The organism is Botrimarina sp. (assembly GCF_040219535.1).
In the GTDB taxonomy this organism is placed as follows: domain Bacteria; phylum Planctomycetota; class Planctomycetia; order Pirellulales; family Lacipirellulaceae; genus Botrimarina.
This window is the reverse complement of sequence record NZ_JAVJSH010000003.1, coordinates 1-15,019: the sequence shown is the minus strand read 5'-3', so window position 1 is coordinate 15,019 and position 15,019 is coordinate 1. Positions and strand designations below refer to the sequence as shown.

The following is a 15,019-nucleotide window of genomic DNA, read 5'->3' as shown; positions in this document are numbered from 1 at the left end:
CGCACCGGCGCGGCCCCCCATCGGGGGTTATCCGCGGGGCGGGAGGCCCTGACCCAATGCGGCCCGGACATCGTCCCCTTGTACGCCGTCGATGGCGAAGAGTTTCCGCCGGCTGGTCGGGCCCGCTACCAGAGCGATGTCCCCTCGGCTGACCCGCAGCACACGCGCCAGCAGGGCGGCGATCGCGGCGTTCGCTTTCCCGCGATCCGCCGGGGCCGTGACGGCGACCTCGACGTGCCCGTTGCGGACGCCGACGAGCCCATCGCGGCTGGCGCCGGGCTTCGCCCACACGCGGAGGGTCACTCGGTCGCGGCTTGCCCGGATGGCCGCGTCGAGCTCGCCGCTGTAGGGGCCGTCGACGCTCAAAGCTCCGCCCCGGCGCGCAGCGCCGCGTACGCGACCGAGAGCGACACGCTGTTGAACGCCATGTGCATCGCGACGACCGCGGCGAAGCTGTGCGTCTGCCGGTACACGTAACCGAGGCCCAGGGCGAGCACCACAATCGCGACCGGCGCCACGCCGTGGCCCGCGTGGGCCAGGCCGAACGCCACGGCGCTGGCCGCCACCGGCCACCACGCGTGCTTGCCGGCCACGCGCTGCAGGCCGCCCTGCAACAGAACGCGGAACGCGAACTCCTCGAAGAGCGGCGCTGCGACCACCGCGAGGATCGCGGTGGCGAGCAGCGTGTGGCCGGTCGGGTCGCCCATCAGGCTCTCGATCGCGGGGTGGGGCGTGCGGTCGCCGGTGATCAGCACCATCGCGAGGTTCACCGCGTACACCAGCGGCAGCATGGCGGCCGCCGCGGCGACGCCCGTCGCGATGTCGCCCGCGGTCCGCGTGGCGCCCCAGCCCAACCCAAAGTCGCGCAGCGTGAGTTTCCGCGGGCGGTGTCGCGCCACGATCAAGGCGAGCGCCGTCGCGGAGAAGAGCGTCATGATGGCCAGTTGCGACGCGACCAGCTCCAGGTCCATCGCTATCGGCTCGGCTTCATCGGCGGGGGCCGGTCCGGCGGAGAGCGCCGCGAACACCGCCGAGAACAGGTACAGGCCGGCCAAGATGGCCCCCTCCCAGCCCCACGGCGGGCGCCGCAGCCGCCGCCGAGCGAGCGGCGCCGACCCGCGCATGAAACGCCAGTACACCGCGGACCAGACCGCCACCCCCAAGCCGAGCACACCCAGCGCTAAGCAACCAAGCCACAGCGGCGGCGCGAAGTCGTCTGGCACGGTTTTCCTGTCAGGGTGCGCCGCGCAACGCGGCGATAGCCGAGCGGGTGTAGGTCACGCCGGAGTAAACCGTGATCGCGACCATCGCCCACAGGAAAAAGTCGACCACACCGGTCGCGAGCGAGCCGGGGGTCGGCCAGCCGGCCGTCCGCCACGGCGACACGAAGAGCAAGCACAGCGCGGCCGAGACCACCTGCAACGCGAACTTCCACTTGCCGATCCACACAGCCGAGAAGTCCCCGCCCGCGCCCTCGACCATCGCGCGGAGCGTGGTCACGAGCAGCTCGCGCGCGAAGACGACCACCGCCATCCACGGCGCGACCCGCGAGCCGGGGATCGCCGCCAGGTAGGTGAACGCGCCACAGATGAGCAGCTTGTCGGCCATCGGGTCGAGCACGCGGCCGAGCTTCGTGATCGGCCCCCACCGCCGCGCCCAATAGCCGTCGGCCCAGTCGGTCGCCGCGGCGAGCACAAAGAGCACCAGCGCCGCACGGAACCAACCCAGCGACAGGCAGACGAAGCACGCGAGGGTCACCGCCAGCCGGGCCGTGGTGATCGCGTTGGGCGGATCGCTCAGCGAGCCGAGCGGCGTTTCGTCAGCCATTACCACTTAGCCACAGATGAACGCAGATGAACTCGGATGCCGCAAACAGGTTCTCATCGAGCGGCTCAGCAGGACACCCGCGTGAGCCGGTTGATTTGTTTCAGCGGACGACATCCGTGTCGATCTGCGTCCATCTGCGGCTCACTTTCAATGCGGCTCGCCCAAGGCGACGGCCACCAGGTCGTAGTCGTTCCGCGCGACGACCTCGCAGTCGACCAGGTCCCCCGGCTTGAGGCCCTCGCCGGTCACGTAGGCGACGCAATCGACGTCCGGCGCGTCGGCGGTGGTGCGGCCGATCCACGCGGTCGACTCGCCGGGGATGGCCCCGTCGATCAAGACCGGCATCCGCCGACCGACTCGGCTGTCCGCCCACTCGAACGCGATGCGCTGCTGGATGGCCATCAAGTGGTCGCGACGCTCGGTCTTCAGGTCGTCGGGCAGGTGGTTCGGCAGCCGCGCGGCCGGCGTGTCGGGCTCGAGTGAGTAGGTGAACACGCCCAGCCGCTCGAAGCGGAACTCCTCGACAAACTCGCACAGCTCGGCGAAGTCCGCGTCGGTCTCGCCGGGGAAGCCGGTGATGAAAGTCGTGCGCAGCACCAGCCCCGGGATCCGCTCGCGCAGCTTGTGCACGAGCTCGCGTGTGGGCCCGCTCGCCACGCGACGCTGCATCCGCTTGAGCATCCGGTCGCTCGCGTGCTGCAGCGGCATGTCGAGGTACGGCAGGATCTTCTCGCTGCGGGCGATGAAGTCGATCAGGTCGTCGCCGAAGTACATCGGGTACAGGTACATCAGCCGGACCCAGTCGAGTCCCTCGACCTTCTCCAGCTCGGTGAGCAGCTCGACCAGCCGGGGCTCGCCGTACAGGTCCATGCCGTAGTAGGTCGTGTCTTGCGCGACAACGACCAGCTCGCGCACGCCGTCGGCGGCCAGCTGCTGGGCCTCGGCGACGACCTCGTCGATCGGCTTGGTCGCGTGCTTGCCGCGCATCTTGGGGATCGCGCAGAACGTGCACAGGCGGTCGCACCCCTCGCTGATCTTCAGGTACGCGAAGTGGGCCGGCGTGATCCGCAGCCGGCTGGTGTCCTCCAACGGCTTGGCCGGCGCCGGGCGGAAGACCAGGCGTTGTTCCTCCAGGCCGCCGAGCAAGCGGTCGGCGACCTTCGTCACCTCGTCGCGGCCGAACACGCCGACCAGGTGGTCGATGTCCGGCCGGTGCTCTAGCAAGGCCTCGCGCTGGCGCTCGGCCAGGCAGCCGCTGACGATCACGCCGCGCAAATCGCCGCGGCGCTTGAGCTCGAGCATCTCGTCGATAGCGGCGAACGACTCGTTCCGCGCGGCCTCGATGAAGCCGCACGTGTTGACGATCGCGAAGTCCGCGTCCGCCGGGTCGCCGACCAGGTCGTAGCCGTCGAGCTTCAGCAGGCCGAGCATCCGCTCGCTGTCGACCGTGTTCTTCGGGCACCCCAGGCTGATGAACGCGTACCGCCCCTTCGCGCGGTCGGCTTGGCGGAGGTCGTCGGTAAAGGTCTGGGTCAAGTCGTTGGCCGTTGGGCGCGGGTGGGGAACAGGCAAACCCGTCATTCTCGCTGCGCCGGGCGGCGGGCGGCAAGGCTTCGCGGGGCGTAAACGCGCGGTTTTTCGCGCGCCCACTGCAAGAAGCGAGAAACGACGCAGCCGATTACGCGGAGTTTGCTTGCATCGGCGGATCGGCTGGCTATAGTGATCGCCCGTACAGTTCACCCGCCGCTCGCCCGGAGGCCCACGCCATGCTCGCCGAGTTGCCGCTGCAGGAGTACCTGGCCACGCTCGACCGCTGCGCCGAGGACCTCCTCTGGGAGGCCGGCGTCGGCGCGCCGCCGATCGACGCGTTCCGCGTCGCACAGCGGCTCGGCATCGCCGTGGTGAGCGACGCCCGAATGCTCACCAGGGCGCGCTTCGCCCGGCTGGCGAGCGAATCGCCCTGCGGCGTGGTCGAGACCATCGCCTTGGCGCCCGAGTGCCGCGAGGAACGCCGCCACTTCGCCGTGGCGCACGAGGTCGGCGAGGCCCACGCGGTGCGCGTGTACCAGATGCTCGGCGTGGAACCGGCCGAGGCCGGCCCCCGCGCGCGGGAGGCGATCGCCAACGCGTTGGCGGGGCGGTTGCTCGCCCCGCGCCGGTGGCTGGTGGGCGTGTGGCGCGAGTCGGGCGGTGATCTGCTGGAGGTCAAGTCGGTCTTCGCGACCGCCAGCCACGAGCTGCTCGCCCGCCGCCTGCTGGAGTGCGTGCCCGCCTCGATGGTGGTCACGATCACGGACAACGGCCGGGTCGCGTGGCGGGGCTGGAACCTGCCCGGCCCGGCGCCGCCACGCTCGCCGACCGAGATCGAGTGCCAACGGCAGGCCCAGCAGGAGGAACGCCCCGTGTGGTTCGACGACGTGCCCTCGCGTGCGGCGCGGCGGATCGCTTGCGTGCGGTGCTGGCCGGTCTACGAGCCGGGCTGGCGCCGCGAGATCACCATCGGGCTGCTGGAGGCCGAAGAGCCGGTGTGGCTCTGACCGATTCGCGCTCGGGGCGACCGGGCCTCACGCTACGGCGCGCAACGGGACCAGGGTCGTCGCGTCGGCGAACCGGGGACCGCGACCCGGTCGGACGATGGCCGCGCGAGCCGCTTGGGCCAGCAAGCCGGCGTCGACCGGCTTGCCCACCACCGCCGCGGCGCCAATGCGGCGCGCGGCCGCGACGATCTCGGCGCGAGGGAAGTCGACCATCAAGATCACCTGCGCCCCGCGGCGCCGGGCCGCGCGGCAAACGGCGGCGAGTCGGTCCGCCTCGCGGCCGCCGAGCTGGATCGCGTCCAGCAGGAGCAAGTCGGCTTCTTGCTCGCCGGCGGCCACAACGAAGCCTTCCGCGGCGAGCGCCCAACCGACGCCCGCTGCCAATTCAGGGTCGCGGCTCACGACGCAGAACGACGTTCGGCCCGGCCCCTGATCCGCCGCCGGCGATCGCCACCGGTTTCGCCACCACAGCGGCCAAGCGTGCCAGAAAACCCGCTCGGCGCCCTCCGCCGTGCGGCCCGTGCGGCCCTCGCCCTCACACCACGCGCCGAGCAGTTGCACGAACCGGCCCGGCGCGGCGGCGGCCAATCGGCTGGCGGCCGCGGCGTCGTCGAGCGGCGTCGGGCACGCGAGCACCGTGAGGTCCCATGCGTGCGGCTCGGCCAAACGGCCGAGCGCGTCGTCGGGTCGGTCCACGCAACGCACGTGCGCGTGATCGCTCACGAGCCGCAGGCAGGGCCCGAACTCCGGGCCCGTCGGGCGGCCGACCCAGAGCACTCGGGGCGGGCCGGGCCAGTCGGGCCCAGCAGGGTTCAGCAGCGGATCTTCCATGGCGCGTCCTGGTCCTCCGGATAGGGGCCGGAAAGTAGCAAAACCCCTCGCGCCGACGCCACGCCGGCTGCCGCCGTCAAGGCCGCGGCATCCGCCGCTTGCAGCAGACGAACCCGACGCCGAGCGCAGCCATCACGCCAGACGCCGCTTCCGGAACCACGCGGCCGCGAACGAACGTTCGGATAAGGGTCGTCGGCGGCGACCGATGGAAGAGCCCTTCGCCGCCCAAGAAGGTTTGCACGGCGACGAACGCACTCTGGTCGGGCTGCGTGTCGACCAAGTGGGAGTGGAGCGAAACCCCCGGGTTGTCCGGCTTGTTCGATGCGCCGAACGCGTCGAACCCGAACACGAGCGCGTACCAACCCGGCTCGAGGTCTGCTTCTAGCGGGACGGTCACGTCTGCCGAAATGCCCGCCGGCAAGTCGACCAGGCTCGTGGCGACGAGATCGCCGGCGTCCAGATCGAGCGCGTCGGGAAAATCCTGCGGCCCGGACAGGCTCACCAGCGCGGCGAATGCCGTGAGCGACGACGACTCGGCGTTGGTGATCCCGCCACCCACTCCGCTCACCCGCACCGGCGAGTCGAGGTAGAAGCGGTGACCCGGCCAAAACTGATCGCTGATACCGAGCCCGAGGATACCCGAGGCCGCGCCCGGACTGCGGGCCGATTCAAAGACGATCGGTTCCAAGGGGGGCGACTCGGACGCGGCGGCGCCAGCGGCGATCGCCGTGGCGAGCAAGGCGCAGAGGAACCGTGGCATGAGATCCTTCGGTGGCTAGGAAGACCGCCCCGCTGCATGCTAGCAGCATCAAGGCGTGCCCGCGGGGCTTTGTGCGGCCGTACGGCATCCTATCACCACGCGCTCGGGGGCCGGATCCGCGGGGACGCTTCGCGGATCGGCGCGAGGCAGGCGCAGCAGCGGGGTTTTTCAGTGGCGGCCCTGGCGGCCCCACAGAACCGCCTTGACGCTCGGCGGCGATTCTTGAACTATCCGGCCCGCTCGGAACGGCCCAAGGAGGGGCCGTCCGGCTACTCGGCAAGGAAGCTAAACCGACGTGCCAACTTTCACTGGTCTGCCGCTGCGCCTCCGCGACCTGTTGCCCGGGGCGCGCTACGTGCCCGCCGACGCGGACCCGACCGTCGGGGCGGTGCGGCTGCGGGCGGCTTCGGTCGAGCCGGGCGACCTCTACGTGCACACCGACGAGTTCGACTTCGCGGGCATCGAGCTGGCCGCCGAACGGGGCGCCGCCGCGGTGGTGACCGAGCACCCGGTGCGCGGTCTCGCGGCGCCGCAAGCCGTCGTGAGCGACGCCCGGGCCGCGTTGGCGGCGGTTCAGCAGAACACAACCAGAGCGTCGAGCCCGCTGCGGGTGATGCGTGTCGGCGGGGCGTCCGGCGGGCAGCGGTCGGCCACGCTGCTGGCCGCGATCTACGCCGCCGCCTGTCGGCCGGTCGGCCTGAGAACCGAGAGCCTCGAAGACGACGGCGAGCAGTGCGTTCGCCGCGCGCCGCGTTCGTTGCGTGGGCCGGAGGCCTGGATGCGGCGCTGCCGGCTGGGCGGCGTGGGCGCCGTGATCGACCAAGCGATCCCGGTCGTCGAAGCCGTCACGGCGGAGCCCGCGCAGCTCGCGTGCGTGACCACGCTGCGATGCGACGGGCTCGACGCGGCCGGCCGACGTGTTTGGCCCTCGCCCCACAGCCACCGCGAGTCGGTCCTCGCCGCGCTCGGGCCGATCACCGCGGCGACCCAGCTCGTCATCAACGCCGACGACCCCGACGCGTGCCGCTTGGCGGCAGACCACCGGGGCCCGGTGCTCACCTACGGCGAGTCCGGCGGCGCCGACCTGCTGGTCGCCGCGCTCGAGCAGCACAGCGGCGGCCAGTCGCTGTTGTTCTGCTTCGGCCCCGAGAGCGCCTGCGTGCAACTGCCCACCCCCGGCCGCGCGGCCCGGCGCGACGCGGCCGCCGCGCTGGCCGCCGCGTTGGCGTCCGGCACACCGCTTATGCAGGCGGCGACCGGCCTGGAGGCCGCGCCGCCCACGCCGCTCACGATGGAGCCGCTCGTTTGCGGGCAGCGTTTCTCGGCTTGGCTCGACACGGCGGTCCGGCCGGGCGACCTGGCCGACGCGCTGGAGGCCGCCGGGTCGGTCGCGCCGCGGGTGCTGGCCGCGGTGAGGCTGTCGGCGTCGCTCGGCGTGGCGCGCGAGCAACTCGCGGTCGCCAGCCGGATGGCCGACCGGGTGCTGGTGCACGGGCCGGCGATCGCCCGCTTGCCCGAAGAGGCCTACCCAGAAAACACCACGCCGGTCGACGACCGCTTGGCCGCGCTAGCGGTCGTGCTTGGCCTGGCGGACGACGGCGAAGCCGTGGTGATCGCCGGCTGTGTCGACGCGGAGATCCAGTCGGACGGGCGCCAAGCCGACCGCGCTACGGCCGCCGACCTGCTCCGCCGCCGCCTCCGGCACGACGACCGCGCCGCGGCTTAGCCCGAACCTAAAAACAGCAACCCAAACCACAACCAACACATCCCAAGTTTCATCGTCGGCTGTCGTGGATTGCGGGGTCCGCACAGCTACCCCCCCCGGGGTGAAGCCTAAATCGCTCGCCGCGAATCGGTTACTGGGTCAACCGAGCCGTGGCGGGAGCTTCACGATGGAGCTTACGGCTGGGCGTCGGGATGGTCACAAGCCGTCCCGGCGCCCAGCGGACACAGCGTTAGGCTTGAGGCCCGAAGCCCGAAGCCCGAAGCCCGAAGCCCGAAGCCCGAAGCCCCCCGTCCCCCGTCCCCCGTCCCCCGTCCCCCGTCCCCCGTCCCCCGTCCCTCATCCCTCCCCATGACGCCTCGGCCCAACGTGCTGTTTGCTGGCGGCGGGTCGCTCGGTTGCGTCTACCCGGCGTTGACGATCGCCAGTCGTTTGGCCGCGCGGGCGCCAGGGATGCGGGCCACGATCGCCGGCGATGGCCGGGCCATCGAGCGCCACACCGCTCGCGGCGCGGGACTCGGCTACACCCACGTGCCCGGCGACGACACCCTCCAGCGGATCTCGACCGCGCCGCTGAGGTGGCTCCGGCGGAGCGCGGGTTGGGCAGCAGCCCATTGGCTGCTCCGCGAGCTCGACATCAACCTGGTGGTCTCACTCGGCGGCTCGACCTCGGGCCCCGTTTGTGCGGCAGCGCGGCAGTCGGGCGTGCCGATGGTGCTGGTCGAGGCCGATTGCTTGCCGGCCGCTGCCACGGTGCGGCACGCGGCGGCGGCCAAGGCCGTTTGCCTGGCGTTCGAAGAAACCCGCGCGAGGCTGCCGCTGGCGACCGGCGCGATCGTGACCGGCGGGGTCGGGCGGCCGGGGTTCGAACGCTTCGCCGCGCCCTCGATCGCGCCGCCGGTGACCGGTGGCGACTCGGCGCCGACGCTGATCGTGCTCGGCGGCGCCGCCGGCGCCAGCTCGCTAAACCACTCCGCGCCCGATGCGCTGCGCCGGCTGGGGCCCGCCCTGGAGGGCTGGCGCGTCGTGCACCAGACCGGCGCCGGCGCGCTGGCCGATACCGAGGCCCGCTACCGCTCCGCGGGCGTGGACGCGGTGGTGGTCACCTACATCGACGAGCTGGCGGACCTGGCGGCCAGCGCCTCGCTCGCCGTGTGCCGCCCGGCCGGATCGACCCTCGCCGAGCTGGCCCTCGCGGGGCTGCCGGCCGTGCTCGCGCCCGACACACGCCGCCGCGACGACGTGCACGGCGCGAACGCCCGGGCCGCGGCGATCGAGTACCGTTGCCCAAGCGTCGACGAGCGGGGCGATTTCGCAGCGGCGCTCGCCCGCTCGCTCGGCACGCTGCTGACCGACGCGGCGGCTCGGCAAGCGATAGCCGACCGCATGCGGCGCCGCGCCCGGCCCGACGCGGCCGACCTGGTAGCGGGCGCCTGCTGCGAGGCGCTGGGCATCGAGCCCGCGCCGGCCGCCCTGGCGCCGCGCCGGCGGCGGGCCGCGTAGCCCGGCGGGCGCCGCCGCGCGGCCCGCGCGGGGCTGGTATTCCACCGCTTTGTCGGTATACCCAAGAGATTCGGGCTCAAGCGGCGACCCCACCGCCGGCCCGCCCGCCCCACGTTTTTGCCGCGCCAGCCCTAAGACCGTGTCATGAAGACCGCTTCCGGTACGAAGCGAGTGCTGCTCGTCGACGACGACGCCGAGATCGTCGAGTCCCTGCGCCTGGCGCTCGAGGCCAACGGCTTGGAGGTGCTCGTCGCGCGGGACGGCAACCAGGGGCTGGCCCTCACCGAGCGCGAGGACCCGGACCTGGTGATCCTTGACATGATGATGCCCAAGCGGTCCGGCTTCCTCGTCCTGGAGCGCCTGCGCCGGACCAAGGACGACAAGTCGCCGCCGGTGATCATGATCACCGCGAACGAGGGGAACCGCCACAAGGCCTACGCGGAGATGCTCGGCGTGGACGACTACCTCCGCAAGCCGTTCCCGATGGACCGGCTGATCGACAGCGTGAAGCGGCTGCTCGGCTGAACGCGGCCCGCCCGGGGGTGCGTCACGCGTCGAACGCCAGCTCGGGGTACAGGTCTGCCAGCGAGCGGCCGCGGCGCGCGAGCTCCGCGCGGCGGCCGGCGAGCAGGCGCTCGCGGAGGGCGGCCGGCACGGCTTCGTGTCGCTTGGCGACGCCGCTCACCAGGAAGCCGCCGGGCCGTTGCAGCAGGTGCGGCGGGTGCATCTCGAACACGTCCTCGTTCCGCTTCATGTAGTCGAATCCGCACCTGGCCACGCAGCGGGCCAGAGCGGCGTCGTCTAGATCGGCGATCCCGAGGAACCCGGCGACGCGCGCGGCCACGCCGGGCAGATCGCTCTGCATGTCTTCGAAGCGCACGACCAGCACGTTGTCCGACTCCGCGGCCCGGTCGCGCCAGCCCACCACGTGCTCGACCCAGTCGCCCCACCACATCAGGTCGTCCGACGTGAACCACTCGAGCGCGTCCTCCAGCGAGACGCGAAACCGCCCCGCGTTGTTGCGCACGAAGTCGACGCAGCTAGCGAAACAGCCCGTCGGGCTGCGGACCACGTAGACGTACTTGGCCCGCGCGTCGAAAGGGCAGAGCGAAGCCGGCAGGTGGGTCTTGATGATGCGAGCACACGGTGACTGGCCGACAAGCGGCGCGTCGGCCACGCCGACCGTGCGGTTGGACTCCAGCCAAGGAGAGATGGCGTTGAGCGTCGTCTGCTCGGCGGCCAGGTCCCGCTCGCCGCGCGAGAGCAGCTGGAAGACCAGGTGCTGCATCCAGGTCGTGCCGGAGCGCATCTGCGTGACGACGAACACGTCGTCGGCCCGGGGCTCGTAAAGCGTCGCGGCCTCGAACGTCTCGGGTGAACAAGACCCCGCCGCCGGCCCGGGCACGCCGCGGTAGCAGAACGTCGCGTCGCGGAAGCGGAACCGCTTCTGTAGCGCGAACCAATTCAGCAACGGCGACAGCGCCCACGCGTGCCACGCGAGCCGCCGCTTGAACCGCCGGCGCTCGGCGGCCGGCGCGCCGCAGTACGCCATCCCGGCCGTGCGGCGATCGGCCCAGCTCACGACACACGCCAAGTAGACCGCCTGCCCCACCACGAGCAGCACGAGGGCGACCGCCCCGAGAGCGGCGACTGCGAAGATGCTGGTTTCCACTGGCGGGGGCAAGCACACCGGGTTGCGACGTCAGGCCGTTTCGCTGCAAACGTAGCACCGCCCCCGACGCCCGGCGAAACCGCTGGCGACGGCCCCCGTCGGGCGAACGGTCTTGCCGGTTGCAGCGGCGGTGACGATCGACGCTCGATGGGCCGGGCCCACGGGCGCCGTACGCCCGGTTCACCTGCGCGGCCGGCGCGAATGCCGACCTAAGTTCTCAGTAGACGAACCCGCTCCGAGCCCCCGCACGGCTGTTCCGCTCACCGGCAATCGCTATGTCTTCGCTCTTGATCGCGTACATCGGCCCCGAGACCATCCTGCCGCTGACCTCGGTGCTCGCGGCGATCGGCGGCGCGGCGATGATGTTCTGGGGCAGGGTGCGGGGCGCCGTTGGCTGGGCTGCCAAGAAGCTCCGCGGCGACTCGGCGGCCGACACCATCGGCTAGAGCCGCCACCGCCCCAGCGCCTGCCCGCCAGCCAGCAGCACCCGACATGTCCGACACGCGCGTCGAACTGCGCCGGGGGCTCGCTTTCACGCCGCGGACCGCCCTGGTCCTCGCCGCTTGGGCCACGCTCGCGACCGGCGGTGTCGAAGCGGCCTACTGGGGCGTGAAGCGCTATGTGCTGGGCGAGATGGCCTTCATGCACCCGCACTTCGTGTGGATGGCGCCTGCCGCGCTCGCCCCCTTGTTCTTCGCACTGGCGGCGATCGTTTGGGTATTCGCGCGGCGGAAAGCGCCGGCGGACGCACTGGCGGTCGCCGTTTCGTGCTTCGCGTTCGCCGCGCTGGTGAACTTGTCGCTGCTGGCCGCACCCGGATTGCACTTCGCATCGCGGCTGCTGCTTTGTGGCGGGCTGTCCGCTTTGGCGGGTCGCACGGCGAAGCCGCACGCGGCGTCGCTCGAGCGGTTGGCAGGCCGCTCGGCTCTCGGCATGGCGGCCACAATCCTCGTGGCTACGGCGGCGGTCGTGTCCCACGAGCGACGCCCCGCGCGCGCGGCGATGGCAGACACGCCCGCCGCGCCCGACGACGCGCCGAACGTGCTGCTCGTGGTGCTCGACACGGTGCGTGCCGACGCGCTGTCGGTCTACGGCGCCGACGCAGGCTTAACGCCCAACCTGGCCCGCCTCGCCGCCGCCGGCGTGGTGTTCGACGACGCGTCGGCCACCGCGCCGTGGACGCTGCCCTCGCAAGCGGGGATGTTCACCGGCCGGCCCCCGCACGAGCTGTCGGCCGACTGGTTCTCTCGGCTGGACAACGCCCACCCGACGCTCGCCGAGGCCCTCGCCGGGCTCGGCTACGCGACCGGCGCGTTCGTCGGCAACGTCCGCTATTGCAGCGCCGAGACCGGCCTCGACCGCGGCTTCGGCCGCTACGAAGGCTACCGCTACTCGCTGGCCGACTTCGCCCGCTGCACAGCGATCGGCCGCGCCTTGATGTTCGGGCCCTTGCCGGCGCAGCTCGGCTACTACGACCTGCCCGGCCGCAAGCGGGCGCCTGAAATCAACCGCTCTGTGTTGCGATGGGTCGCTGATCGCGGCGACCGGCCGTACTTCGCGTTCGTCAATTACTGGGACGCGCACGACCCGTACGTCGCGCCGCCGGAGTACCGCTCGACGCCGCTCGACGGGCCGACCAAGCGGCTGCTACGCGACTGGTGGTGGGCCGAGAAGGCGTGGATCGAGTCGCAGCAGTTGGCGGCGCTGCGCGGGTGTTACGAGGACTGCCTCCGCGGGCTCGATCACGAATTCGGCCGCTTGCTCGCCGAACTCGACCGCTCTGGCGAGCTGGCGAACACGTGCGTGATCGTGACCGCCGACCACGGCGAGCACTTCGGCGAGCACGACTTGTACCTGCACGGCAACAGCCTCTATCAGGAGCTGCTCCGCGTGCCGCTGATCGTCGCGTGGCCCGGCCGCGTCGATGGAGGCCGCAGGGTCGACACGCCGGTCTCGCTCGCAGGTCTGCCGCAGACCGTGTGCGACCTGATCGACGCGGCGGCGGGCGACCGATTTCCGGGACCGTCCTTCGCGGGCCTCGTGCGGGGCACGGGCGAGGAGGGCCGACGGGCCAGCGCCGCGTTCGTCGCCGAGATCGCCAGCCAAGCCGGCTGCCCGCCCTGCCACGGCCGCTCGCCCGTGGCGGCCGGCCCGATGCGGTGCGTTCGCAGCGGTCCGCTGAAGCTCATCGAGCGGGCCGACGGGGTGCGAGAGCTGTTCGACCTGCGCGTCGACCCACAAGAGCGGGTCAACCTGGCCGACGACCCGGCCTTCGCGTCGACCATCGAGCGACTCCGCTCGACCGGCGCCGGCCTTACGGAGGCCGCCGACGAGCCGCTGGACCCGTCGCAAACCTTCGCAGCCGACGGGTTTTGAGCCCCCTTACGGGCCGCTTCAGAGCCCCAGGGCGTCAGCCCGGGGAGCGGCGAGCCGACAAGACTCCGGGACACTCCCCGGGCTGACGCCCGAGGCTCAGGCGGGTGGCCAGAGGCTGCAGGCCGTAGGCCGTAGGACGCGCGGGGGGCGGAGCTTGATGGTCGAGGGTGGGGCGGCGCCAATAACGCGGTGCGCCGCCCGACGCGGGACTCCCGACAGAAAGCCCGCGCGGCGAGGTCTTGGCGAAGCCAAGCCGAGACCGCGAAGAGAGGCCCGCGCGGCGAGGTCTTGGCGAAGCCAAGCCGAGACCGCCCAGAGACGGAGCCGCTAGCTGGGGATCAGGGACTTGAACCCCGACTAACGGAATCAGAATCGAGCCCCCCGCCTCCCTTTGTACGCTGTTAGAATTAAAACCCGAGGTTTAGGGCACACGTCGCCCGGCGGAACAAGCGTTCGGGCGGCGATTAGGTAACGTTTCAGGTAACACTTAGCCAGCCGGGGAGTAGCTACCCCATGGCCGCCGCGTTCCGCTCCCAATCCGGCGGGGCGTGGCGGCCGGGCTGGCGTTAGGAGGGTTGGACGATGGCTGACCAAACTCACCGTGGGCTGTTTGCGGAGCTGCTCAAACGACCAGATTTCCAACGCGGGCTAGCTAAGTCGCAGACGCGTCTCCAGGCGGTCGCCGGATGGTGGGACAAACCCGAGGTCAGAGCCGAGGCCGCGGCGGCGGTCTGCGAGCAGCTTGAGAGGCTTCACTCGGCTGACCTCACCACCGAGCCTGAGTGGGTCGAGACGCTTGTCTTTGTGGCGGATATCTGCGAGTTCGACGCCACCGGCCTGAGTTCCGACGAAGTCGTGCGCAAGGCCCGCGCCTGGGCTGAGCGTGAGCGGTTCCGGGATAGGGTAAGGCGGGAGTCCGAGAAGCCCGAACGCGACCCGCTCGACAATGTCAGCGACACCGCCGCCGGGGCGTACCACGCTCTGCGGAAGCTGTGCGCGTCCGACAATGAGCACCGCTGGTTCACGCGGGACGAGTGGGCGGACGCGACGATTTGGAAGGAGAGGCATATCTCCCGCGTCGCCAACGAGGAGCTGATTCCCGAAGGACTCGTGCTGAAGGGCCCGCGCAACCGCGGATTCCGCGTCGCGACTCGGGACATAAAATGACCCGACCTTGTCCCGAAGTTGGCCCGACCTAGCGACCAAACTTCCGTTCAGCGTTGTTCGAAGCCGCCCACAAGCGGCGACCACGAACCCCTGAACGGAGCGAGACGTGAAGACTCTCAAGCGGACGAAGGGCCCCGGCCGGCCCACGGCCCACGCGGCCAACACGTCGGGCATCGAGCCCGGCGTGGTCTACACCCGAGCCGGCGTCATTCAGGCGTCGGGCATCTCCGCGACGCGGCTGGCCCTTCTGGCCGCCGAGGGCATCAAGCCCGACTGGTTCAACCTCGGCCGTCGTCAGTACGTGCAGGGGTCGGACTTCATCGCGTTCATGCTCGCCGCTGCGGAGCACGAGGCGAAGAAGAAGGCCGCCGACGCCGAGATCGCCCGCTACGACGACTGACCCGCTCGCCCGCGCCGTAACGGCCCGCGGCGCGAGGTGGGCTTTCTTTTTTGTGGGCCGCAGGAGGTAAGGACGATGCTTTCCGTTGCTAAGAGACCGACCCGAACTACCAAGGCCGCCGACACCGGCCTCAGTGGCTTTCTGGTCACGCTGCACCTGTTCCCCGGCGACGACTTGCCGCAGGGGCTCTTCCCGACGCACGCGGCCGCTAAGCGATACGCCG

At 71.4% G+C, this 15,019-nt stretch carries 15 protein-coding genes; 8 read left to right on the top strand and 7 right to left on the bottom strand.

Going from position 1 to position 15,019, the window contains the following annotated elements; translation table 11 throughout:
- Positions 1-27: 27 nt before the first annotated feature.
- The 4 genes from RIC11_RS00715 to rimO all read right to left on the bottom strand — a co-directional run bounded on the left by RIC11_RS00715 (position 28) and on the right by rimO (position 3,363).
- Positions 28-366, bottom strand: a complete 339-nt coding sequence (locus tag RIC11_RS00715) for a DUF167 domain-containing protein (protein WP_350207901.1) — start codon at positions 364-366, stop codon at positions 28-30.
- Positions 363-1,223, bottom strand: coding sequence for a CPBP family intramembrane glutamic endopeptidase (locus tag RIC11_RS00710; protein ID WP_350207900.1), 861 nt, complete (start codon positions 1,221-1,223; stop codon positions 363-365). Before RIC11_RS00710 ends, RIC11_RS00715 begins: the two co-directional genes overlap by 4 nt.
- Positions 1,224-1,233: 10 nt before the next feature.
- Entirely contained in the window at positions 1,234-1,827 is a 594-nt protein-coding gene (gene pgsA / locus RIC11_RS00705; protein WP_350207899.1) for a CDP-diacylglycerol--glycerol-3-phosphate 3-phosphatidyltransferase, read from the bottom strand.
- Between the two features lie 147 nt (positions 1,828-1,974).
- Positions 1,975-3,363, bottom strand: a complete 1,389-nt coding sequence (gene rimO / locus RIC11_RS00700) for a 30S ribosomal protein S12 methylthiotransferase RimO (protein WP_350207898.1) — start codon at positions 3,361-3,363, stop codon at positions 1,975-1,977.
- Positions 3,364-3,593: 230 nt separating this feature from the next.
- Between rimO and RIC11_RS00695 the strand changes: the two genes are divergently transcribed.
- Entirely contained in the window at positions 3,594-4,364 is a 771-nt protein-coding gene (locus RIC11_RS00695; protein ID WP_350207897.1) for a M78 family metallopeptidase domain-containing protein, read from the top strand.
- A gap of 27 nt (positions 4,365-4,391) precedes the next feature.
- On the opposite strand, the gene RIC11_RS00690 is transcribed toward RIC11_RS00695, so the two are convergent.
- Both RIC11_RS00690 and RIC11_RS00685 read right to left on the bottom strand, forming a co-directional pair.
- A complete protein-coding gene (locus RIC11_RS00690) occupies positions 4,392-5,195 on the bottom strand; it encodes a hypothetical protein (protein ID WP_350207896.1) in 804 nt (267 codons plus the stop codon).
- A gap of 76 nt (positions 5,196-5,271) precedes the next feature.
- Positions 5,272-5,955, bottom strand: a complete 684-nt coding sequence (locus RIC11_RS00685) for a hypothetical protein (RefSeq protein ID WP_350207895.1) — start codon at positions 5,953-5,955, stop codon at positions 5,272-5,274.
- Positions 5,956-6,250: 295 nt separating this feature from the next.
- Between RIC11_RS00685 and RIC11_RS00680 the strand changes: the two genes are divergently transcribed.
- The 3 genes from RIC11_RS00680 to RIC11_RS00670 all read left to right on the top strand — a co-directional run bounded on the left by RIC11_RS00680 (position 6,251) and on the right by RIC11_RS00670 (position 9,706).
- On the top strand, positions 6,251-7,681 hold the full coding sequence (locus RIC11_RS00680; protein ID WP_350207894.1) for a hypothetical protein: 1,431 nt from the start codon (positions 6,251-6,253) through the stop codon (positions 7,679-7,681).
- A 348-nt stretch (positions 7,682-8,029) separates the two neighbouring features.
- Positions 8,030-9,181 carry a UDP-N-acetylglucosamine--N-acetylmuramyl-(pentapeptide) pyrophosphoryl-undecaprenol N-acetylglucosamine transferase gene (locus tag RIC11_RS00675; RefSeq protein WP_350207893.1) on the top strand — a complete coding sequence of 384 codons (1,152 nt, stop codon included), beginning with the start codon at positions 8,030-8,032 and terminating at the stop codon, positions 9,179-9,181.
- A gap of 144 nt (positions 9,182-9,325) precedes the next feature.
- Positions 9,326-9,706, top strand: coding sequence for a response regulator transcription factor (locus RIC11_RS00670; protein WP_350207892.1), 381 nt, complete (start codon positions 9,326-9,328; stop codon positions 9,704-9,706).
- 22 nt (positions 9,707-9,728) lie between these two features.
- On the opposite strand, the gene RIC11_RS00665 is transcribed toward RIC11_RS00670, so the two are convergent.
- Positions 9,729-10,853, bottom strand: coding sequence for a sulfotransferase domain-containing protein (locus RIC11_RS00665; protein ID WP_350207891.1), 1,125 nt, complete (start codon positions 10,851-10,853; stop codon positions 9,729-9,731).
- Positions 10,854-11,128: 275 nt separating this feature from the next.
- Here RIC11_RS00665 and RIC11_RS00660 point away from each other — a divergent pair, with 275 nt between their 5' ends.
- From RIC11_RS00660 to RIC11_RS00645, 4 genes are all read left to right on the top strand, one after another.
- A complete protein-coding gene (locus RIC11_RS00660; protein ID WP_350207890.1) occupies positions 11,129-11,299 on the top strand; it encodes a hypothetical protein in 171 nt (56 codons plus the stop codon).
- 46 nt (positions 11,300-11,345) lie between these two features.
- A complete protein-coding gene (locus RIC11_RS00655; RefSeq protein ID WP_350207889.1) occupies positions 11,346-13,229 on the top strand; it encodes a sulfatase-like hydrolase/transferase in 1,884 nt (627 codons plus the stop codon).
- 582 nt (positions 13,230-13,811) lie between these two features.
- Complete coding sequence (locus tag RIC11_RS00650) at positions 13,812-14,396, top strand: hypothetical protein (RefSeq protein ID WP_350207888.1); 585 nt, start codon at positions 13,812-13,814, stop codon at positions 14,394-14,396.
- A gap of 106 nt (positions 14,397-14,502) precedes the next feature.
- Positions 14,503-14,796 (top strand): hypothetical protein, encoded by a 294-nt coding sequence (locus tag RIC11_RS00645; protein ID WP_350207887.1) that lies wholly within the window; start codon positions 14,503-14,505, stop codon positions 14,794-14,796.
- The last annotated feature ends 223 nt before the right edge of the window (positions 14,797-15,019 follow it).

Coding starts and splice junctions, on each gene's coding strand:
- RIC11_RS00690 (WP_350207896.1), bottom strand. CDS start 5,195: ATGGAAGATCCGCTGCTGAACCCTGCTGGGCCCGACTGGCCCGGCCCG.
- RIC11_RS00670 (WP_350207892.1), top strand. CDS start 9,326: ATGAAGACCGCTTCCGGTACGAAGCGAGTGCTGCTCGTCGACGACGAC.
- RIC11_RS00675 (WP_350207893.1), top strand. CDS start 8,030: ATGACGCCTCGGCCCAACGTGCTGTTTGCTGGCGGCGGGTCGCTCGGT.
- RIC11_RS00685 (WP_350207895.1), bottom strand. CDS start 5,955: ATGCCACGGTTCCTCTGCGCCTTGCTCGCCACGGCGATCGCCGCTGGC.
- RIC11_RS00695 (WP_350207897.1), top strand. CDS start 3,594: ATGCTCGCCGAGTTGCCGCTGCAGGAGTACCTGGCCACGCTCGACCGC.
- RIC11_RS00655 (WP_350207889.1), top strand. CDS start 11,346: ATGTCCGACACGCGCGTCGAACTGCGCCGGGGGCTCGCTTTCACGCCG.
- pgsA (WP_350207899.1), bottom strand. CDS start 1,827: ATGGCTGACGAAACGCCGCTCGGCTCGCTGAGCGATCCGCCCAACGCG.
- RIC11_RS00650 (WP_350207888.1), top strand. CDS start 13,812: ATGGCTGACCAAACTCACCGTGGGCTGTTTGCGGAGCTGCTCAAACGA.
- RIC11_RS00660 (WP_350207890.1), top strand. CDS start 11,129: ATGTCTTCGCTCTTGATCGCGTACATCGGCCCCGAGACCATCCTGCCG.